Source organism: Acetanaerobacterium sp. MSJ-12, from assembly GCF_018917875.1.
GTDB lineage: Bacteria > Bacillota > Clostridia > Oscillospirales > Ruminococcaceae > Bittarella > Bittarella massiliensis.
The window spans coordinates 164,635-183,797 of record NZ_JAHLPK010000001.1; the positions used below are offsets into that span (position 1 = coordinate 164,635).

Sequence of the window (19,163 nt, forward strand, 5' to 3'; positions counted from 1 at the left end):
CTGGGCTGCCGGTGTCAGCGGGTGCAGCGCGCTCCCGAAATTTCGGTGCCCCTTGCGGCGCAGAGGCGGTACGAGCCCCTTTTCGGACTTGTGCCGGCCAGCCGTTTCACCGGCGGCTTTGTTTTTTTGCAGACAAAAACCTCTTCACTCCACCCGGATTTCGATGCGGGTCAGGTAGCGCTCGGGGTCCCTGGTCGAGTCCGCCGACAGCAGCCGCGACTCGTAGCTGCCGCTGGCGATTTGCAGCCCCTTCCGGGCGATGTAGGACAGCAGCAGGCCGTAGCTCTCCCAGGCCGAGTCGTAGTACCCCCGGTGGTGGATGATGGCCCAGCGACCCGCCGGTTCCAGGTGCTCCTTCTCGTCGCCGGTGGGGGCGGGGTGCTCCATGGCGTAGTAGCTGGCGCTGAAATAGTCCCCCGCCTCCAGCCGCTCCCGCGAGACCCCGGCCCCCGACGAGTTGCCCTGCCCGTACTGGTGGGCCCGGCAGTAGCGGGAGAGGACGGCGGCGGTCTGGGCGTAGCTGGCCGGGGTGATGGGGGCGGAAAAGGGCTCCAGCAAAAAATGGCGCGGCCCCCGCCGCTCCACCCAGGGGGAGAAGGGCGGGTGGCTCTGGGCCAAGAGGGCCAGCTGTCGCTTCCGTCGCACCGATTCCCGCAGGTACTCCAGCCGCTCGATCTCCCGGTCCAGGTGGCGCTCCTCCTCTTCCAGCAGGGGGAGGAGCCCGCCCCCCTCCCCCTCCAACAGGCGGCTGCGGATCTCCGCCAGGGGGGCCCCCAGGTCCCACATGGTGAGGATGGTCTCCAGCTCGTCGTACTGCAGGTGGGAGTAGTAGCGGTAGCCGTTTTCACCCACCACCTGGGGGGAGAAGATGCCCTCCCTGTCGTAGTAGATTAAAGTTTGGCGGGAGACCCCGCACATCTGGGCGAACTGGCTGACGGTAAAGAGGGAGCGCCTGCCTTTTTCCACAAAATCCCCTCCGATTCTTTGTGCAAAAAATATCCGTAAATCCGATTGACTGTATAGTTCCTATATAGTTTATCATACATTCAGGAAAAGAAAAAGGAGGATGCTCGATGAAATCGATTCCCGCCGTTTTGTTGGTGGACACCGGGGTGGACGACGCCTTTGCCATCGCCCTGGCGGCCCGCAGCCCGCAGATCGACCTGCTGGGGCTGGTGGCCTCGTTTGGCAACAGCAAGCTGGAAAACACCCTGCAAAACACCCTCTGGCTCACCCAGCTGCTGGGGGTGCAGACGCCGGTCTGCAAGGGGTCGGCCCACGCCTTTTGCGAGCCCGACTGGGTGCCGGAGGAGGGGGTCGTCAACTGCCACGGCGACCGGGGACTGGGCCCGGTGGTGGCCCCCGCCACCCTTGCCGCCACCCCCGCCAGCGAGGACGCGGTGGCCTTTTTGGCCGGTATCCTGGAGAGGAGCGAGGAGCCGGTGGCCCTCATCCCGGTGGGCCCCCTCACCGACGTGGCCCGCTTTGTGGTGGCCCGCCCCGACCTCATCCCCAAGATCCGGGTGATCTCCCTCATGGGGGGCGCGGGCCGGGGCGGCAACGTCACCCCCTTTGTCGAGGCCAACATCTCCAGTGATCCGGAGGCGGCCGCCACCGTCTTTGGCTGCGGGGCACCCATCGTCATGTGCGGCCTCGACTGCACCCGGGACTGCGTGGTCACCGCCGCCATGGTCGAGGAGCTGCGTGCCGAAAGCGAGGGCGAACTGGCCCAGGTCCTCTGCGACAGCGGGGCCTTCTACCTCTCCATCGACGAACTGCTCCACGACCCCCTGGCCGTGGCCTGCCTCATCGACGAGGGGGTGCTGCGGACGGAGGAGCACTACGTGGACATCTGCCTGACCCCCGGCGAGCACCGGGGTCAGACGGTGGTGGACTGGGAGGACCGGCTGGGCCGCCCTGCCAACGTGCAGGTGGGGGTCGCCGCCGACCCCCAGCGCTTTTGGCAGCTGGTCTCGGCCGCGGTCAAGGGCACCCTCTAGACGGGCACACCGCCTGTTTTGCGGCGGGCAGCCGCCGGAAAGGAATGTGAAAAGATGAAACCGATCCCCGTTATTTTGGACGTGGACACCGGAGTGGACGACGCCGTCGCCATCACCCTGGCCGCCCGCTGCCGATCCATCAAGCTGCTGGGGCTGGTGGCCTCCTTCGGCAACCGCCCCCTGCACTACACCCTGCGCAATACCCTCTGGCTCAAGGAGCTATTGGCCCTGGATGTGCCGGTCTGCAAGGGGGCGGCTGTCCCCCTCTGCCAGCCCGACCGCCCCGAACCCGAGGACAGCGAGCACATCTTCCACGGCAAGGAGGGGATGGGGAACGCCGTTCCCCCGCCGTCCCTCGCCGCCGCCCCCGACAGCGACGACCCGGTGGCCTTTCTGGCCGACTTGCTGGAAAAAAGCGAGGAGCCGGTGGCCCTGGTGCCGGTGGGCCCCCTCACCAACCTGGCCCGCCTGGTCACCGCCCGCCCCGACTTGATCGAGAAGATCCGGGTGATCTCCCTCATGGGGGGCGCGGCCAAGGGGGGCAACGTCACCCCCTATTCCGAGGTCAACATCTACAACGATCCCGAGGCGGCCGCCACCGTCTTTGCCTGCGGGGCCCCCATCATCATGTGCGGGTTGGATTGCACCAGAGACTGTTACCTCACCGACGGGGAGCGGGCACAGCTGCGCCAGGCCCACCGGGACCCCCTCTCCCAGGTCCTCTGCGACGGGCTGGAGTGGTACGCCGCCTCCAACGCCCGCTTTGGCGAGAACTGCGTCATCCACGACGCCCTGGCGGTGGGCTGCCTGGCCTACCCCGAACTGCTGCACACCAGCCCTTACTATGTGGACATCTGCCTGACCCCCGGCGAGCACCGGGGCCAGACGGTGGTCGACTGGGAGGGCGCCACCGGCCGGGCGGCCAACGTCCAGGTGGGTCTGCGGGCCGACCGCGACCTCTTCGTCCAGCTGGTGCAAAAGAGCTTTGAAGGCGCCTTCTAGCGCCCTTCAAATACACAATCACCTCTCCCATATCAGGGGGCGGGGCCTGCCAGCCCCGCCCCCTCTCGCGTTTGCCGAAAAAGGGACAAAAAAGGGGGGCGCGACAGCAGTTGTCGCGCCCCCCTTTACAGGTGGCAATTTGACCGGTGGCTTACTTGCCGGCGGCCTGGTCCATCTCGTAGAGCTTTTTGATGGTCTCGCAGCCCATCAGGGACAGGGTCTTGATGTTGTCCTCGCTGTGGTCGAGGGCCTGCTCGGGCTCGTACTCGCCCTCGTCCTCCTGGGAGTCGATGATGTTGTCCAGGGTCACGGCCATGGCGCCGCCGCGCAGCCCCCAGATGCGGGTGAGCACCAGCACGATGCTGGTCTCCATCTCGCCGCCCATGACGTTGAGTCTCTTCAGGTCGGGGTAGAAGTTCTCCCAGCGGGACTGCCAGAAGCCGTTAAAGGCGCTGCCCGGCTTCGGGTAGTTGGCATAGAAGGTGTCCTGGGTGCGGGTGGTGCCCACGTGGTAGGGCAGGCCCAGCTCCTTGGCGGCCCGGACGGCGGCCTCGACGGTGTCGTGGTCGGCCACGGCGGGGAAGGGGCCGGGGGCGTAGTGGTAGGAAGTTCCGTCGTAGCGGCAGGCGGAGTCAAAAATCTGCATGTCGCCCTTCTTCACGTAGTCCTGGAAGGTGCCGCAGGTGCCGATACGGATGAAGTTCTTCACCCCGCAGCGGGCCAGCTCTTCCATGGCGATGGCGGTGGAGGGGCAGCCCATACCGGTGCTGGTGCAGGAGATGGGGACGCCCTTGTAGACGCCGGTGTAGGTCACGTGCTCCCGGTTGTCGGCCACGAAGTGGGCCTCATCCCAGTAGCTGGCAACGATGGGTACCCGCTTGGGGTCGCCGGGCAGCAGCACGTAAGGGGCCACATCTCCCTCTTTGATTTTCAGGTGGTATTGAAGAGACATTGAATCTTCCTCCTAGACGTTTTATTCCAGGCGGTCGCCCGCCCGTTTTACAAAGTGAGACGCCATCTTCGCAAGCGTTTTCTCCACCTCCATCATAGCCGGAGAAGGGGCGTTTGTAAAGACGAAAAAAGAGACTTTTTGTTTTTGAAGGGAGAATTTGCCGGGCCGTCTAGGCCTCGGCTCCCGCCTCTTCGGGGGCCTCTTCCCCGCTGTCGGAGACGATGGCCTTCTCCTTCCAGCCGCCCTGGAAATACCGCCAGAAGGCGATGATCACCTCGGTCAGAGAACCGAGGGCGATGGAGAACCAGATGGCGGCAAAGCCCACCTTGGGGGCCAGGGCGAAGACGCAGATGGTGCGCAGCACCATCCCCGTGAGGGTGCAAAAGACCAGCAAATTCATATCTCCCGCGCCCTTGAGCATCCCCTCGCCGGTGAACATCAGTCCCTGGATGAAGAGGACAAAGGCCATGTGCACCAGGTGATAGGTGCCCCAGTTGATGACCTCGGCGGCGCCCTCCACCTCGCGGTTGACGAAGATGCCCACCAGGTTGGGCCCAAAGAGGAGCAGCAGCACACAGGAGGCGGCGGCGAAGATCAGCACCATGATGAGGGCGCTCTTGAAGCCCTTTTTCACCCGCTCCATCTTCCCGGCACCGATGTTCTGCGCCACAAAGGTGGAGACGGCCATCCCCAGGTTCATGATGGGCATGCCGGCGATAGACTCGATCTTGTTGGCGGCGGTGTAGCCGCTCACCAGCATCGGCCCAAAGCCGTTGATCACCGTCTGGCAGAGGACCGAGCTGATGGAGACCGAGAGCTGCTGCAGCATGGAGGGGATGGCCAGCCGCACGATGGTGCGCAGCATCTCGGTGCTGAAGACCAGGTGGTCCGCCCGCTTTTCAAACTGCCCCAAGCGGTTCATCAGGTGGATAAAGGAGAAGACCGCGCAGATGCCCTGGGCGATCATGGTGGCCCAGGCCACCCCGGCGACCCCCATCCCGAACTGGATGACAAAGAGCAGGTCCAGCCCGATGTTCAGGAAGGAGGAGAGGATCAGGTAGTACAGCGGGGTCTTGGAGTCCCCCAGCGCCCGAAAGGTGCCGGCGATGGTGTTGTACATGAACATGAAGGTCAGGCCGAGAAAGTAGATGAACAGGTACTCGGTGGCCATGTCGATGGTCTCGGGGGAGGTGCGCATCCACTTGAGCACCGTCCCCGAGGCGGCCATCCCCAAAATCGAGAGGGCGATGGAGACCACCAGGTTGAAGATCAGCGAGGTGGTCACCGACATCCGCACCGAGCCGTAGTCCTTGGCCCCCAGATACTGGCTGGTGACCACCGAACAGCCCATCCCCAGGCCGCTGGCCACCGCGATGGCCACAAAGACGATGGGGAAGGTGCAGCCCACGGCCCCCAGGGCGCTGGGGCCCACAAAGTTGCCCACCACGATGGAGTCGACCATGTTGTACAGCTGCTGGAACAGGTTGCCCAGGAACATGGGCAGGGTAAAGAAAAACAGGGTTTTGGCAATCGGCCCCTTGGTCATGTCGGTATGCCGTTTTTTGGGCCGGGCAATCGCTTCTGCCATTTCACATCCTCCTCTTTTTTCCGCCTGTCGGCGCGCAGACCGCCCCTCCCCAAAGGGGTCTTTCCACAAAAAGGGGGCGGGCGCCCGGGCGCAGCTGCGCCAGATGCCCGCCACCATACCGTCTGCGATCGCGCCGCCCTCTGCGGGCGGAAATTGCGTTGTTTTTACGTTCTCTTCTATGATATCAAGTTGGACAAACCCTGTCAACGGCAAAACCCCAGACTTGTGCTTTCGCCAAAAACTGGTACAATGATTTTATCCAACTGTACAAAAAATTGCCCTGCTTAAAAGAGGGGAGAGGGGGAAGAGCGCCGTGAGGAGAAGGGGGGAGCGCGCCCGGCTGCTGTGCGAGGGGGCCCGCCGCCGCTACCAGCTGGTGGGGGCGGCGCTGTTGGGCTACGCCCTCCTCCCCCTGGCGCTGGGGTTCCTCTCCCTCCTCGGCTGGGAGATCACCTCCCTCCTGGGGGGGAACACGGCCCCCGGCGACCCCAGTCCCACCTGGCAGGGGGCGGCCGGGCTGCTCTCGGCCCTCCTTTCGGGCGCATTGCCCTTTTGGTGGCTGCGCCGGCAGTTGGGGCTGGCCCCCGTCTGGCGCCGGACCCAACTGCCGGCGGGGATGTGGCGGCGCTTTGGGGGGCGCTGTCTGGTGCTCTTGGGGCTCAACACCCTCGCCACCGCTGCGGCCGAGGCGCTGGCCGGGCTGCTTCGGGGGTGGGGACTGGCCCCCGTCAGCCCCGACTTCTCCCTCACCGGGGGTGCGCCCGCTCTCTTTTTGCTGCTGACGGCGGTGGCGGCGGCCCCCCTGGTGGAGGAGTACGCCTTTCGCGGGGTGCTGCTGCGGGCCCTCGCCCCCTGCGGCCGCCGCTTTGCCATTGTCGTCTCCGCCCTCCTCTTCGCCCTGGCCCACGGCAACCTGCCCCAGGGACTGCCCGCCTTTGTCATCGGGCTCTATCTGGGGTATCTGGCCGACCAGACCGGCTCCCCCCTCTACACCGCCGCCCTCCACCTGCTCAACAACGCCGTGGCCCTGGCCCTCCCCCTGCTGGAGGGGGGCTGGGCCCTCCTCTACCTGTTGGTCACGGCCGGGGCGGCGGCGGTGGCGGCCGTCCTCTACGGCGGCAGGCTCTTCTGCCGGGAGGTCGCCCTTCCCCCAAACGACCCCGCTGTCCCGCGGGAGTGGCGGTGGCCCGCCCTGCTGCGCAGCCCGGCGATCTGGCTGGCCCTGGGCTACTACCTGCTGGGCTTCATCCTCTCCACCCTGCCGTGAGAGAAAGACAAAAAAGGGGGGGCGCCTGCAGGCGCCCCCCTTTTTTGTCGTTTTTTTCTCTATTCCGGCATCTCCGGCACCTTGCCGGCGGCAAATTCTTTGACCATGATCCCCTTGATCAGCTCGGTGGCGCGCTCTTTTTTGCAGGAGCAGAGGTAGCGCACCCCCTGCAACAGGTACATCAGCCGGGTGTCCGGGTCGTCGGGGAAGTAGGTGCGGCTGTCGCGGTAGGCGGCCATCAGCCGGTGGCAGTTGGGGTCGCCCATGCCGATGTCCTCGATGGACATGATGACCATCCGCTTGAAGAAGTACTCCTCAAAATCCCGCCCGGAGAGGAAGCCGTCGCAGGCCACCATCAGGGCCTCGTGCTCCATGGCCCGGCGGATGCACTTTTGGAAGGCGGCCAGGATCAGGTCGGCGGAGACCCCGCTGCGGGCGTTGAAGTGCTCCCAGGCGATGTAGCCGGGGGCCTTGTACTTTTCGCCGTGGCCGTATTCGGGGGTCAGGATCTCCCGCAGCCGGGCGATGTAGGGCTCGGCCACCCCCTCCAGGGCGGGCACCACCTTGGAGCCGCCGTCGGGGTCGAGGAAGTCCAGCGGGGTGCGACCCCACTCTACCCCCAGGCGGGTGTGGTGGTCGTAGCAGAAGTCGGGGATCACCGGCTGCGCGCCCCCGTCCAGGGCGCTGCGTATCTCTTTCGCCACCGCCTCCAGCGAGTCGTCCCGCCCGCAGGCGCAGAGGTAGCGGATGGCCTGCACAAAGCAGAGGCAGTGCATCCCGCCGCCGGCGGGGTTGTAGATCTCGGTGGTCTCCTTGATCTTGCGCAGGCTGTGCACCTGCTCCACCGCGTAGGGGTCTGCCAGCCCCACCTCCCGCAGGGCGATCTGCATCAGCTCGTCCCAGATGCGGCCCTCCCAGTCCTCGCTGGTGCGGTACATGTCAAAGGCCACGTCGCAGGCGCGGTCCACGTCCCCCGCCACCACGTAGTGGCGCAGGGCTTGCAGGGCCTTGGGGCCGGGGATGCCGGCGCGCGTCAGGGTGTGGGCGAGCATATCGTAGGCTTTTACAGGCATAGGGGTTCCCTCCGTTTCAAAATCGGTGCGGCGGGCGCAAAAAAAGGCGCCTCTGGCGCCGGTCGATCCCACTTCGCACCGCGCGGCGGCGCCCGCAAAATTGCCCGGCAGGGGGCCAGATGGGCAGCGCGCAGTCGCACTGTGTCACCTGCATGGTAACACGTCTGTTTCCCCAGCACAACCGCTCCCCCCCATTTTCAGCGCTTTGGCCGGGGCGGGAGCAGGGGTTTTGTGCAATTTGTGCAAACGTTTTTACAAGGGAGAAGCCCCCTAAAAGTGGGGCGAGTACCCCCGCAGCAGCGCCTCGGTCTGGGGATTTTGGGGGTCGAGGTGGCGCACCAGGGCCCAAAACCGCTCCCCGTGGTCGGGGTAGAGAAAGTGGGCGTACTCGTGTACCAGCACCCCACAGAGGCATTGGCGGGGCAGGTGGAGGAGAAATTTGTTGAGGGTGATCTGCCCCTTTTGGGTGTGGCAGGTGCCCCAGCGGGCGGTCATCCGCCGCCCTCGCACCTCGGCCCGGGGCACCCCCAGGGGGGCAAAGAGGGGGGCCACCTGGTCGTTGGCGTCGGCAAAGACCCGGGCGCTGCAACAGTCCACAAAGCGGGCGAAGGCGGCCTTGCGGCTCTCCTCCCGCGCGGGGTCCTCCACCTTTAAAAAGAGGATGCCCTCCCAGGCGAGGCCGGGCCCGTCGGGCTCGCTCGCCACCGGGGGCAGGGCCTGGCAGATGCGCAGGGTGTAGGGCTTGCCCAGCAGTTCCACCCGCTCGCCGGTCTGCACGTGCCGGGGCTGTTGGGCCTGGGCGGCGCGGCGGGCCATCCGCTCCTGGGCGCGGGCGATCCAGCGGGACTTCTGGCGCAAAAACGCCTCCACCGCCGACAGGGGGCAGCCTGCCGGGTAGGAGACCAGCACCTGCCCCTCCCGGTCGATGCGCACGTTGATGTTTTTGACCCGCTTGCGCTCGCAGCGGTAGCGGAGGATCCCGCTCTCGGTCTCCAGGCTGCGCTCCATCGGCGGTCCCCCCTTTCCCATTTGGCGGCCTCTGCGGGCCGCGGTAAAAACAGACTGGGTCTATTGTATAGCAAAAGCCGGTTTGACACAATATGGAATCAGAGAAACCGGCGGGAAAGGGGCGGTACAGGTGAACAAGCAGCGGCAGCAGGGGAGGGGCGGGCCCTGGGCGATCGGCGCGGCCTACGGCTTTTACTACATGGCCTACACCGCCTCCTTCTCCTTTATGGCGGTCTTTTTGAAAAGCCGCTCCATCACCGACGCCCAGGTGGGCGTCGTCTACTCGCTGATGGCGGCGGTCAGCCTGGTGGCGCAGCCCCTCTTGGGCTATCTGGCCGACAGCAAGATCCCCGTCAAGTGGATCGTCCTCGCCCTCATGGGCGGGGCCATCCCGGTGGGGTTTCTGGTGCCCCTGGCCGCCTCGTCGTTCCCCCTGGCGGCAGCGGCGGTGCTGGCGCTGGCCTTTTTCGACCAGTCCCTGGTGACCCTGCTGGACTCCTGGACCACCCAGGCGGCCGAGAAGAACGCCCGCATCGTCTACAGCGTGGCCCGGGGGATCGGGGCCTTTACCTGCGCGGTGGCCGGCTTTTTGGTGGGCAGGGCCATCTCCGCCTGGGGGGAGGGGACCATCTTCTGGCTGCACGCGGCCTTTATGGCCCCGGCCCTGGTGGCGGCCTCCCTCTTTGCCTCGGTGCCCTGCAAAAACCGCGCCGGTCAGCGGCGGGGGGAGGGGCACTACACCTTTTGGCAGGCGGGCAAGGCCCTCCTCAAAAATCGGGCTTTCGCCCTGCTGCTGGGGGGGCTGCTCCTGCTCAACATCGGCAACCGGGCGGTGGTCACCTACCTGCCCATGCTCATCGGCCAGTTCGGGGGCACGGCCGGCGACCAGGGGATGGCCGTCACCATGATGTCGGTGGGGGTCTTCCCCTTCATGCTCCTCTACCCCAAACTGGAAAAGCGGTTTTCCAACAAGAAGGTGCTCTTCTTCGCCTGCGTGCTGGTGGTGGGGCGCAGCCTCTCCTTCGCCCTGGCGAACTCCCTGCAGGTGGCCATCTACATGCAGCTGTTGGAGGCCGCGGCCCTGGGGCTCTACAACCCCGCCCTCATCCGCTACACCGCCTCGGTCACCCCCCAGCGGCTGCGCTCCTCGGCCATCGCCCTCTCGGCGGCGGTGCAGGTGGCCGTCTGCGGCATTGTGGGCAACGCCCTGGCCAGCCTCTTTCTGGCCTACGCCAGTCTGCGGATCATGTTCATCGTCTACACCGCCCTGGCGGCGGCGGGGCTCTGCCTGGTGGGCTTCAGCCTGCGCCAGAAGCCGGCGTCCGACCCCGGCGAGCACCCCGCGGGGGCTTGAAAACGGGGGCCGCAGGCGCTACAATGACCAGTGAAGGCCCGCCCCGGGCCGGGAAAGGAGCCCGCCCCAAGATGGAGAGAGAAAAAATCGAGCGGATCAACGAGTTGGCCCACCTGGCCAAAGAGCGCCCCCTCACCGCGGAGGAGAGCGCCGAGCGCCAGGCCCTGCGCCAGGAGTACCTGGCCTACTGCCGCGAAAACCTGCGCAGCCAGCTCGACCGGGTCGTCCTGGTGGACGCCCAGGGAAACCAGACCCCTTTGAAAAAGAAGGGCGAGTAAAATCGCAACACCCAAGAGGGGGCGCTGTCTTGTGACAGCGCCCCCTCTTTTTGTCGCCTGCGGACTAATGGCCCATCTCCTCGCACACCAGCTGGGCAAAGCGCCGGGCCACCGGGTCCTGCGCCCGCTCCCGCCGGCAGAGCAGGGCCATCTCGCAGCCGGCCCCCGGCAGTTCCCGGCTCACCAGGCGGTACCCCTCCAACTGGCTGGGGTGCAGGGGGATCCCCACCAGGTACCCCACCTGTTCGGCGGCCAGCCGCAGCCGCACCTCCCGGTCCTCCACCTCGATGCGGCGGGCGGCCGCCAGGCAACAGCGGTAATCGGCGGGGAAGTACCCCTCCAACTGGCCCAGGCCGCCGTAGAGGATGCAGGGGTATTCCAGCAGCCGCTCGGGGGTCAGCGGCCCCTCTGCCAGGGGGTGTTCCCGGGCGACGGTCAGGGCGAAGGGCTGTCTTCCCAGGGGGGTGCGGGCGATCTGCCGCCGCTCCAGCAGGGCGGCCTGCCCGGCGGCGCTGTCCCTGGGGGGGCAGAGGACCACCGCCGTGTCCACGGCGCCCCGGGCCAGCTGCTCCACCGCCTCGCCCCACCCGCCCCGCTTCAGCTGCAGCAGGAGGGGGTGCCGCTCCCGGCACTCCTCGCACAGGCGGGCGAAGGCCCGCTCGGCGCGCAGGCTGGCCGGCGCCATCACTGACAGACGGCAGGGCTCCTCCCCGCCGGCCAGGGCGGCGATGGCCCCGGCCTCCTCCAAAATCACCTGGCCCCGGCGCAGCAGTTCCTCCCCCCTTGCGGTCACGGCGATGCCCTGGTTGCTGCGGGCAAAGACGGCAAAGCCCACCTCCTCTTCCAGCGCGCGGATCTGCTGGCTGACGTGGGGCTGCGAGAGATAGAGCTCCCGCGCCGCCTTGGAGATGGAGCGGTTTTTGGCCACTGCCGCCGCAATGATGAGCTGTTGTGTATTCATCTGGACCCCTCCTCTGCCGGCCCGCCCCCAATGGGGGGATAAAACATCCGTATGCCCCGCCCGGCCGCGGCGGTGGTATACTTCTCCTACACCCATCGTACCACACTTTTCCCCCAAAGGGAAAGGACCAGACAGAAAGGAAGAGAGAGATGGATCTGGCACAGCAAAAACAGCGGACCCTGGCCGCCCTTGACCTCCGCGTCCCCCAACTGGCCGCCCTGGGCGACGCCATCTGGGACCGGCCCGAAACTTCGTTTGAAGAGCACTTTGCCCCCGACCCCCTTGTCCCCGGCGGGCCCGGCCACGGCTGTGGTCACAACCTGCTGGGGGTCGGCTCCCTCGGGGCGGCCCTGGCGGTGAAGGAGTACCTCGCCGCCACCGGCGCGCCCGGAAAGGTCGTCTACTTCGGCTGCCCGGGGGAGGAGGCGGGGGCGGGCAAGGCCTTCATGGCGCGGGACGGCGCCTTTGACGGGCTGGACTGCGCCCTCTGCTGGCACCCGGGCGAACTCAACGCCGCCACCTCCGTTCGCTGTCTGGCCAACTGCGAGGTGCTCTACCGCTTCACCGGCCGCAGTTCCCACGCCGCCAGCGCCCCCCACCTGGGGCGCAGCGCCCTGGACGCCGTCACCCTCCTCAACACCGGCGTGCAGTTTTTGCGCGAGCACATCATTCCCGAGGCCCGCGTCCACTACGCCGTCACCGACACCGGCGGCTATTCCCCCAACGTGGTGCAGGCCTATGCCGAGGCGCTCTACCTCATCCGCGCCCCCCAGCGCAGCCAGGTGGAGGAGATCCGCGCCCGGGTGGACGACGTGGCCCGGGGCGCGGCCCTGATGACCGGCACCCAGGTGGAGTGCCGGTTTGTCAAGGCCTGCAGCGAGCTGATCCCCAACCACACCCTGGCCGGGGTGATGGGGGAGAACCTGGCGACCGTCCCCCTGCCCCTGTACAGCGAGGAGGAGCTGGCCTTTGCCCGGGCCTACCGCGACACCCTGCCCGCGGGCGGCGGCACCCTGGCGGCCATGGCCGGGCAGCTGGGCCCCGCGGGGAAGGCCCTGGCCGAGGCCCACCGGGCGGCACCCATCCACAACTTTGTGGTCCCGGCGGTGGGGGGCGAGGCGTTTCTCTCCTCCTCCACCGACGTGGGGGATGTGAGCTGGCTCTGCCCCACCGCCCAGATCATGGCCGCCACCATGGCCGCCGGTACGCCGGGGCACTCCTGGCAGCGCACCGCCCAGGGCAAGAGCAGCATCGCCCACAAGGGCACCCTCTACGCCGCCAAGGTGATGGCCGCCTCGGCCATCGACCTGTTGCAGGACCCCGACCTCCTGCGCGCCGCGAGGGAGGAGCACCGCGCCCAGTTGGCGGGCCGGCAGTACCTCCCCATCCCGCCGGAGGCGCGGCCCGTCGCCGTCCGGGGCGCCCAGTCCGAGAGCTGATCCCCCCGGCGCCAGTCCCTTTTTCTGGCGGATAAATGAAGAAAAAATGACAAGAGTTTACAAACTATTACAATCTGTAAAACCCACTTGTGGGGCCAAATGGGGGAATGCTACAATGGGACTCTAAGAAGTGGACGAGGTCCACAATGTGAGTGGGAGGCAGAGCAGAGAGTGAACAGAAAATCGGCGAAAAAAAGACAAAATCGCGGGGCCAAACGGGTGGCTGGCCTGGGCGTTCTATCCCTCCTCCTCGCCGCCCTCGTCCTCTCCCTGAACTCCCTGGCCTTTGCCCTCTCCCCCCGCCCCTCTTCCGACGAGCAGCTGGCCCAGGGCCCCTTTGCCGCCGGGGAGGAGACCCGGCAGGTGGGGAAGATCCGCTCCAAAATCGAGTACCAGGAGAACACCGCCTACAGCGTCCACTACCCCCACCTGGGCAATGAGGCCGCCGACGGCGCCATCGCCGAGGCGGTCGGCTCCTTTATCAACACCTTTTTGAGCGACCTTGCCGACTACCGCGCCCCCTCCCCCCAAGAGCGGGCCATCCTCACAGTGGACTACGAGAGCTACCGGGCCGGGCCGGTGGTCTCGGTGGCCTTTCACATAGAGATGAGCGAGCCCAACATGGCCCACCCCTCCACCGGGGTGGAGACCCTGGTCTTTGACAGCCGCGACGGCCGCCGGCTGGGGGAGGGGGACTTTTTTCAGGGGGACTACCGCCCGGCCCTGGAACAGCTGGTGGGCGACTTTTTTCGCGAGAGCGACGACTACCGCCAGGGGGCGGAGGACGCCGACATCCTGGCGGAGGGCTTTGCCCAGGAGGATATCTTCAGCCGCTTTGCCCTCACGGCTCAGGGGGTCCGCTTCTACTTCCCCCGCTACCTCCTCCTCCCCGGCGCCTACGGCGTTCCGGTGGTCGACCTGTCCTACGACCAGCTCAAGCCCTACCTCGCCTGGGACCGGGACGAGCTCACCGAGAAGGAGAGCGCCAAATCCCTCGCCGGCACCCTCTCCCCCATGGGCACCTCCGCCCTGGTGGAGCGGGTGAAGACCGGCCGCTACGTGGACCCCAACAAGCCGATGATCGCCCTCACCTTTGACGACGGCCCCCGCCCCGACGTGACCGACCGCATCCTCGACCGGCTGGGGGAGGTGGGCGGCCGCGCCACCTTCTTTGTGCTGGGCAACCGGGCCGGCAGCTACCCCGACACCCTGGCCCGCGAGTACGCCGAGGGGCACATGGTGGCCAGCCACACCTACAGCCACAAGTCCCTGCCCAAGTGCGACGAGGGGGAGTTTTCCCAGCAGGTGCAGGGGGCCGACGAGGCCATCGGCGCGATCTTGCCCGGCCAGCCCAAGGCCCTGCGCCCGCCCTACGGCGCCTACGACGACACCACCCGCGAGAAGGTGCCCCACCCCCTCATCATGTGGTCGGTGGACACCCTGGACTGGAAGAGCCGCAACGCCGACGCGGTGATCCGGGCAGTGCGCCAGAACGTCCGCGACGGGGACATCGTCCTCATGCACGACATCCACCCCACCACCGCCGACGCCTGCGACACCCTGATCGCCGAGCTGGCCAAGGACTACCAACTGGTCACGGTGGAGGAGCTCTACCGGGCCAAGGGCATCCCCCTGGAGGCGGGCAAGGTCTACTTCAGCGCCCGCACCGTCCGATGACGGATTTTGCGCCGACCCCTTTCGTCCCCGCCGCCCAGCGGGTCGAAAGGGGTTGTTTTTTGCCGCCTTTTGTACTACTCTAAAAAGAGTCTTTACTTTGCTTTGCCCCTTTGCCCCCTTGGCCCAGCGGAACGCCGGGGGAAAACGGGACAATCTGCTTCGGGAAGGAGCCCCCATGAACCCCAACGAAATCCTCAGAAAGTACTACGGCTACCCCTCTTTTCGCCCCGGGCAGGGGGAGGTGGTCTCCGCCATCCTGGAGGGGCGGGACGCCCTGGCCATCATGCCCACCGGGGCGGGAAAATCCATCTGCTACCAGGTCCCCGCCCTGGCCATGGACGGCGTGGCCCTGGTCATCTCCCCCCTCATCTCCCTGATGAAGGACCAGGTGGGGGCCCTTCTGCAGATGGGGGTGCGGGCGGCCTACCTCAACAGCTCCCTCACCTTTCCCCAGTACCGCAAGGCCCTGCAAAACTGCAAGGACGGGATCTACAAGATCATCTACGTGGCCCCCGAGCGGCTGGGGACCGAGGGGTTCCTCTCCTTTGCGCAGCAGGCCAACATCTCCCTGGTGGCGGTGGACGAGGCGCACTGCGTCTCCCAGTGGGGGCACGACTTCCGCCCCAGCTACCTGCAGATCCCCGCCTTTCTCGAGGCCCTGCCCCGCCGCCCGGTGCTGGCGGCCTTCACCGCCACCGCCACCGCCGCCGTCCGGGGGGACGTGCTGAAGATCTTGGGGCTGCAAGACCCCCTCTGCATCACCACCGGTTTTGACCGGCAAAACCTCTACTTCGGGGTGGAGACCCCCAAGTCCAAGATGGACTATGTCCGCCAGTACGTCCGCCAGAACGGGGAGAAGAGCGGCATCGTCTACTGCTCCACCCGCAAGGCGGTGGAGCAGGTCTGCCAGTCCCTGGTGGCCGCCGGGGTGGACGCCACCCGCTACCACGCCGGCCTCCCGGACGAGGAGCGCCGCCAGAACCAGGAGGACTTCCTCTACGACCGCAGCCGGGTGATGGTGGCCACCAACGCCTTTGGCATGGGGATCGACAAGTCAAACGTCTCCTACGTGCTGCACTACAACATGCCCAAGAACATGGAGAGCTACTACCAGGAGGCGGGCCGCGCCGGGCGGGACGGCAGCCCGGCCGAGTGCATCCTCCTCTACAGCGGACAGGACGTGCGCACCGCCCTCTTCTTTATCGACCAGAGCTTTGAAAACCCCGACACCGACCTCGCCCCCCAGCAGGTCGAGCAGCTGCGGGCGAAGGAGTACGACAAGCTCCGCCAGATGCAGGGCTACTGCACCGCCACCGGCTGCCTGCGCCAGTACATCCTGCGCTACTTTGGGGAACACGCCCCCGACCGCTGCGGCAACTGCTCCTCCTGCCTGGGAGATTACACCGAGGAGGACATCAGCGAGGCGGCCTCCCTCATCTTGCAGGCGGTGCGCAGCGTCCGCGGCCGCTTTGGGGCCGGGGTCATCGGCGAACTGCTGAAGGGGAGCGAGACCGCCCGCATCCAGCGCTTTTCCCTGGCGGAAAACCCCCTCTTCGGCAGCCTCTCCCACCTCTCGGGAGTCAAAATCAAGGGCTACATCTCCGCCCTCTGCGAACAGGATATCCTCCAGACCACCGAGGGGCAGTACCCCCTGCTGCGGCTGGGGGAGGGGGCCAGGGCGGTGCTGGAAGAGGGGGGACCGGTCATCATCCGCCAAAAGCGGGTGGAGCGCCGGGCCGCGGCCGACGACTTCTACGACCCCGCCCTCTTTCAAAAGCTGCGGGCCCTGCGCGCCCAGATCGCCCGGCGGCAGAGCGTGCCCGCCTATGTGGTCTTTACCGACGCCACCCTCAAACAGATCAGCGCCCTTCAGCCCACCACCCCCGCCCAGCTGTTGGAGGTGCCCGGCGTGGGCGAGTCCAAGCTGAAGCGGTACGGCGAACTCTTTCTGGAGGCCATTGCCGCCTTCCGGGAAGAGGAGGAGTAGCTGTATTGTTTACCATAAAAATACTAAAGGTATAAAATGCTGTTGACAGCTGTTCTGTGTGACGGCAAAAAGGGGAAGACGCCTGGCGCAAGGGAGCGGGTGTCTTCCCCTTTTCCTCTGTCTGGCCTTCCTGCGCCCCCTGCCCTGCGCCCTGTTGATGGGGCGCATCGGGCCGCACCGTGCTGGAGCCCCTGCTCTGCGGGGCGGTCGTCACCCTCAGCGCTGCCGCTTAGCCGGCCTCTGTGAGGGGTGGGCAGGGGTGCGCGCTTTTTGGCCCGCTGTTTCCCCCGGCTGCAGGGGGGATGTCTTGCCCTGCCCTTGCTGCAATTCCTGCTGCCCTGGCGGCTGTCGTGCGCTGTGGCCGGCGCACCGCCGGCCGTTGCCCGCTTTTCAGGGGGCCGTCGTCCTCTGGACCCCGGCAGCGGAAGGGGGCTGGCGCGGCCTGTTGCAGGGGGCGTTGACCCAGCGGCGTCCCGCCCGCTGGGTGCCGCCGGCGGTGGGGCGATTTGGGCGCTTTGGCATTGCCGCTTCTACCTCGCCGGGCGGATGGAGGATCCCCGTTTCCCCTGCTGGACGTCTGCTGCATCCCTGGACAGCCATCTCTATGATTGGCTGTGGCGGCGGAGAGGGGGGAACCTGCTGCCGGCCACGCTCTACCAGCGCGCGGGCAACGGGTTTCTCCACCTGTTTGCCTCGGTTTCTGCATCCGGCAGCGGCGTTTTTGCCGCCCTTCTGCCTCTGGTCCCAGAAGGGGCAATGCTCGCCTCTCTTGTCCGCCGGCGGCCCCTGGATGCGGCGCCCCCCTTTGCGAAATAGAGGAGCCCGCCGGTGAGAGCGGGCGCTCTGCGGCGGCGGGCTATTGTTCTGATATATACGATTTGTATATTGTAAATATGAAATTACAAATTTTGCTTTTTGCCAACTCTGCACAGGGGGCGTCCCATCAGCGGCAGAAAGGGGGAGCGGAAGAAGGAGTCAGTGGCAGAAAATCGGGTAGGGCCCCTATGCTCCTTTCGCCCACTGTGCCCCTCGCCGCCCACTGTGCCAATACAAAAGCCCCCCGCGCGGAAGGGGAATGCAGTCGTGTCGCTTTGGCGGGAACATCCGCCTTTCGCTCTTGGACGGGACGGGAGGAGACCCCCTGAAGCGGTACAGGGCGCCCTTTTGGCGTCAGCCAGACCTGCGCCGGAAAGGCGAACGATCCGCTCTATCGGTGGGCGGCTGGGCGGCTGGGCTGCGGTGAGGGAAGGGTTTTCTCGCCCACTTTCTAAAAAAAGAGCCCTGCATCCGCAGGGCTCTTTTTTGCGCTCTGATTTTTGGAGATGTGCTTACCAGCGGAAGAACTCCTCGATGGCCTCGGTCTCGTCGCCCAGGCAGACCAGGTGGTGGTTGCCGATGGGCTCCCGGGTGAAGTAGTCCACCCCGCCGGGCAGCCGCACCCGGATCTGAGTCCGGCAGAGGGTCGGGTCCTGCAGGTTCTCCACAATGGTGCCGGCGGCGGCAAAGTGGCGGCTGAAGTCCCCCGCGCACTTGAAGACGGTGCAGGGCCCGGGGGCGATCTGCCCGTCCAGGGCCACCCCCAGCCCCGACTCGAAGTGGGTGGTGAAGGTGTAGCTCTGGGGCATCTGCATGGGCAGGGTGCAGTGGGCCAGCACGATCTCGCTCTCCTCCACATTCAGGCGGGAAGGGTTGCACATGAAGACCGGTTTGCCGGTGAGCTGCCCCATCACCGCCATGGAGATCAGCGAGGTCATGTCCCCCTCGCAGCCGGCGTAGATCCCCTCGGCGTTGAGGATGGCCAGGGCCAGGCAGCTGGTGCCCTTGACGGTGGGCAGCAGGTCAAAGCAGCGCACCGTCACCCCCAGCAGGCCGTACTTCTCGCACAGCCGCTTGAGGGCGCCGTAGATCCAGAGGGACTTCTCGGTGTCCTCCGGGCTGTACTTTTTGGCCAGGGCCTCCTCGGTGAAGGCGTTGGGGGTGTATTCGTGCCGGTCGATCTCCTGCATGAACTCCTCCATCGAGATGTCCACCAGCTCCAGTCCCGACACCTGTTTGACCGACTGGGGGTTGACCCCGCTGGCGATCAGCCAGTCGCTGGGGGCGCCCACCGACCCCAGCTTGGCCCCCCGCAGGGAGCGCCGCGCCCCGAACACCCTTGCCAGCAGCAGGATGCGGGCGGCCACCTTTTCGCAGCTGCCGTGCAGGATCTCGCCGCTGCGGCCGTGGCGCTGCAGGTAGGAGAGGATCTCCAGCGAGGCCGCCAGGGAGTTGTTCCCCCCGGTGGTCAGCAGAAAGACCGGTCCCTCCAACTTGGGCAGCTGCTGGAGGAAGAATCCCTCGCTGCCGCCCCCGCCGATAAAGACCAGGGGCAGGTCGCAGCTGGCCAGTTCCTCCGGCTGGCAGTGGATGAGGGGTTGGCCCAGGGCCTTTTCCAGTTGGCTGAAAAAGGAGTCGCTGTCCCGGCCGGGGCGGTCAGCGGTCAGGTTGGCGGTCTGCAGGTCATACACACCGATTTTCATTGCGCACCTCCAAATAATTGTGTTTGGTCGCTCATACACTTCTATATTACCCGCTCCC

General features: G+C 66.5%; 15 protein-coding genes. 8 read left to right on the forward strand and 7 right to left on the reverse strand.

Annotated elements, in window-relative coordinates; genetic code table 11:
- Positions 1 to 144 precede the first annotated feature (144 nt).
- On the reverse strand, positions 145 to 966 hold the full coding sequence (locus KQI11_RS00780; RefSeq protein WP_216400731.1) for a MerR family transcriptional regulator: 822 nt from the start codon (positions 964 to 966) through the stop codon (positions 145 to 147).
- Positions 967 to 1,073: 107 nt separating this feature from the next.
- Between KQI11_RS00780 and KQI11_RS00785 the strand changes: the two genes are divergently transcribed.
- Together KQI11_RS00785 and KQI11_RS00790 are read left to right on the forward strand one after the other, a co-directional pair.
- Complete coding sequence (locus KQI11_RS00785) at positions 1,074 to 2,000, forward strand: nucleoside hydrolase (protein ID WP_216400732.1); 927 nt, start codon at positions 1,074 to 1,076, stop codon at positions 1,998 to 2,000.
- 54 nt (positions 2,001 to 2,054) lie between these two features.
- Entirely contained in the window at positions 2,055 to 3,002 is a 948-nt protein-coding gene (locus tag KQI11_RS00790) for a nucleoside hydrolase (protein ID WP_216400733.1), read from the forward strand.
- Between the two features lie 151 nt (positions 3,003 to 3,153).
- On the opposite strand, the gene KQI11_RS00795 is transcribed toward KQI11_RS00790, so the two are convergent.
- Positions 3,154 to 3,954: a nucleoside phosphorylase gene (locus tag KQI11_RS00795; RefSeq protein WP_185915467.1), complete on the reverse strand. Its 801-nt coding sequence runs from the start codon at positions 3,952 to 3,954 to the stop codon at positions 3,154 to 3,156.
- Between the two features lie 169 nt (positions 3,955 to 4,123).
- Positions 4,124 to 5,542 (reverse strand): MATE family efflux transporter, encoded by a 1,419-nt coding sequence (locus KQI11_RS00800; protein WP_216400734.1) that lies wholly within the window; start codon positions 5,540 to 5,542, stop codon positions 4,124 to 4,126.
- Between the two features lie 313 nt (positions 5,543 to 5,855).
- Between KQI11_RS00800 and KQI11_RS00805 the strand changes: the two genes are divergently transcribed.
- Positions 5,856 to 6,809, forward strand: a complete 954-nt coding sequence (locus KQI11_RS00805; RefSeq protein WP_216400735.1) for a CPBP family intramembrane glutamic endopeptidase — start codon at positions 5,856 to 5,858, stop codon at positions 6,807 to 6,809.
- Between the two features lie 59 nt (positions 6,810 to 6,868).
- Here KQI11_RS00805 and KQI11_RS00810 read toward each other — a convergent pair whose 3' ends face one another.
- Both KQI11_RS00810 and KQI11_RS00815 read right to left on the reverse strand, forming a co-directional pair.
- Positions 6,869 to 7,882, reverse strand: coding sequence for a hypothetical protein (locus tag KQI11_RS00810; RefSeq protein WP_243164330.1), 1,014 nt, complete (start codon positions 7,880 to 7,882; stop codon positions 6,869 to 6,871).
- Between the two features lie 270 nt (positions 7,883 to 8,152).
- Positions 8,153 to 8,890 carry a M48 family metallopeptidase gene (locus KQI11_RS00815; protein WP_216400736.1) on the reverse strand — a complete coding sequence of 246 codons (738 nt, stop codon included), beginning with the start codon at positions 8,888 to 8,890 and terminating at the stop codon, positions 8,153 to 8,155.
- A 130-nt stretch (positions 8,891 to 9,020) separates the two neighbouring features.
- On the opposite strand from KQI11_RS00815, the gene KQI11_RS00820 reads away from it, so the two are divergent.
- Both KQI11_RS00820 and KQI11_RS00825 read left to right on the forward strand, forming a co-directional pair.
- Positions 9,021 to 10,244 carry an MFS transporter gene (locus tag KQI11_RS00820; protein ID WP_216400737.1) on the forward strand — a complete coding sequence of 408 codons (1,224 nt, stop codon included), beginning with the start codon at positions 9,021 to 9,023 and terminating at the stop codon, positions 10,242 to 10,244.
- A 71-nt stretch (positions 10,245 to 10,315) separates the two neighbouring features.
- Positions 10,316 to 10,522, forward strand: a complete 207-nt coding sequence (locus KQI11_RS00825) for a DUF896 domain-containing protein (RefSeq protein ID WP_185915472.1) — start codon at positions 10,316 to 10,318, stop codon at positions 10,520 to 10,522.
- A 64-nt stretch (positions 10,523 to 10,586) separates the two neighbouring features.
- Here KQI11_RS00825 and KQI11_RS00830 read toward each other — a convergent pair whose 3' ends face one another.
- Positions 10,587 to 11,483: a LysR family transcriptional regulator gene (locus tag KQI11_RS00830; protein ID WP_216400738.1), complete on the reverse strand. Its 897-nt coding sequence runs from the start codon at positions 11,481 to 11,483 to the stop codon at positions 10,587 to 10,589.
- Positions 11,484 to 11,632: 149 nt separating this feature from the next.
- Here KQI11_RS00830 and KQI11_RS00835 point away from each other — a divergent pair, with 149 nt between their 5' ends.
- From KQI11_RS00835 to recQ, 3 genes are all read left to right on the forward strand, one after another.
- Positions 11,633 to 12,922, forward strand: coding sequence for an amidohydrolase (locus tag KQI11_RS00835; RefSeq protein ID WP_216400739.1), 1,290 nt, complete (start codon positions 11,633 to 11,635; stop codon positions 12,920 to 12,922).
- A gap of 171 nt (positions 12,923 to 13,093) precedes the next feature.
- Positions 13,094 to 14,599: a polysaccharide deacetylase family protein gene (locus tag KQI11_RS00840; RefSeq protein WP_216400740.1), complete on the forward strand. Its 1,506-nt coding sequence runs from the start codon at positions 13,094 to 13,096 to the stop codon at positions 14,597 to 14,599.
- A gap of 175 nt (positions 14,600 to 14,774) precedes the next feature.
- Entirely contained in the window at positions 14,775 to 16,586 is a 1,812-nt protein-coding gene (recQ, locus tag KQI11_RS00845; RefSeq protein WP_216400741.1) for a DNA helicase RecQ, read from the forward strand.
- A gap of 1,328 nt (positions 16,587 to 17,914) precedes the next feature.
- Here the strand turns inward: recQ and KQI11_RS00850 are convergent.
- Entirely contained in the window at positions 17,915 to 19,105 is a 1,191-nt protein-coding gene (locus KQI11_RS00850; protein WP_216400742.1) for a hypothetical protein, read from the reverse strand.
- Positions 19,106 to 19,163 lie beyond the last annotated feature (58 nt).

Excerpts from the sequence above, each read along its gene's own strand:
- KQI11_RS00835 (WP_216400739.1), top strand. The coding sequence starts at position 11,633 with ATGGATCTGGCACAGCAAAAACAGCGGACCCTGGCCGCCCTTGACCTC.
- recQ (WP_216400741.1), top strand. The coding sequence starts at position 14,775 with ATGAACCCCAACGAAATCCTCAGAAAGTACTACGGCTACCCCTCTTTT.
- KQI11_RS00810 (WP_243164330.1), bottom strand. The coding sequence starts at position 7,882 with ATGCCTGTAAAAGCCTACGATATGCTCGCCCACACCCTGACGCGCGCC.
- KQI11_RS00825 (WP_185915472.1), top strand. The coding sequence starts at position 10,316 with ATGGAGAGAGAAAAAATCGAGCGGATCAACGAGTTGGCCCACCTGGCC.
- KQI11_RS00785 (WP_216400732.1), top strand. The coding sequence starts at position 1,074 with ATGAAATCGATTCCCGCCGTTTTGTTGGTGGACACCGGGGTGGACGAC.
- KQI11_RS00800 (WP_216400734.1), bottom strand. The coding sequence starts at position 5,542 with ATGGCAGAAGCGATTGCCCGGCCCAAAAAACGGCATACCGACATGACC.
- KQI11_RS00795 (WP_185915467.1), bottom strand. The coding sequence starts at position 3,954 with ATGTCTCTTCAATACCACCTGAAAATCAAAGAGGGAGATGTGGCCCCT.
- KQI11_RS00815 (WP_216400736.1), bottom strand. The coding sequence starts at position 8,890 with ATGGAGCGCAGCCTGGAGACCGAGAGCGGGATCCTCCGCTACCGCTGC.
- KQI11_RS00830 (WP_216400738.1), bottom strand. The coding sequence starts at position 11,483 with ATGAATACACAACAGCTCATCATTGCGGCGGCAGTGGCCAAAAACCGC.
- KQI11_RS00850 (WP_216400742.1), bottom strand. The coding sequence starts at position 19,105 with ATGAAAATCGGTGTGTATGACCTGCAGACCGCCAACCTGACCGCTGAC.
- KQI11_RS00790 (WP_216400733.1), top strand. The coding sequence starts at position 2,055 with ATGAAACCGATCCCCGTTATTTTGGACGTGGACACCGGAGTGGACGAC.